The following is a 689-nucleotide window of genomic DNA, read 5'->3' as shown; positions in this document are numbered from 1 at the left end:
AGGTCAACTGCACCTGAGTCAATCAATTTTCCAGCAATTTCAAGACCTTGCTCTCCTGAGTCTGGTTGTGACAAGAGCAATTCGTCAATGTTCACACCAAGGGCTGCAGCATAGGCTGGGTCAAGAGCATGTTCCGCATCGATAAAGGCTGCAATACCACCTTCTTTCTGTGCTTGCGCAACAGCGTGAAGGGCAACCGTTGTCTTACCAGATGATTCTGGTCCATAGATTTCGATGATACGTCCTTTAGGATAACCACCTGAACCAAGAGCAATGTCCAGAGCCAATGAGCCTGAGCTCATCACTTGAACTTTTTGCTCCGCGCGCTCACCCAAGCGCATGATTGAGCCTTTACCAAAGTCTTTCTCAATCAATTTAAGAGCATCGTTCAATGCTTTTTCACGGTCTGCTCCAAATTTTTTCCCAATTTCATCTAATTTTTTTGTTGGTTTTTTCGCCATTTTGTTCTCCTATATTCTACTGGTCCTTAGACCTATCTTTCATTATACCAAAATTTAGTCACTTAATAAAGCCTTGCGAACTAGGTTAAAGGCATGCATGACCGCAATATGTCGAACATCTGCTCGACTCCGTCCTGCAATATTGGCCTTGATCACCTCTGTCCCTTTTGCATGTGCCAATCCAATAAAAACTGTACCAGCTGGATGCCCCTCTAGGCTATCTGGCCC

Annotated in this window: 1 protein-coding gene and 1 pseudogene; both read right to left on the bottom strand. The window is 44.7% G+C overall.

Going from position 1 to position 689, the window contains the following annotated elements:
- Window positions 1–461 (bottom strand): annotated as a pseudogene (locus GMD6S_RS09855) (recombinase RecA); the annotation flags it as partial.
- Between the two features lie 54 nt (window positions 462–515).
- Window positions 516–689, bottom strand: a 174-nt coding sequence (locus GMD6S_RS12430; RefSeq protein ID WP_008295023.1) for a CinA family protein, incomplete at its 5' end; no start/stop codon positions are given.

This window comes from Streptococcus sp. GMD6S (genome assembly GCF_000297015.1).
The sequence above is the reverse complement of the archived record's forward strand: the minus strand, read 5'-3'. Positions and strand labels throughout refer to the sequence as shown.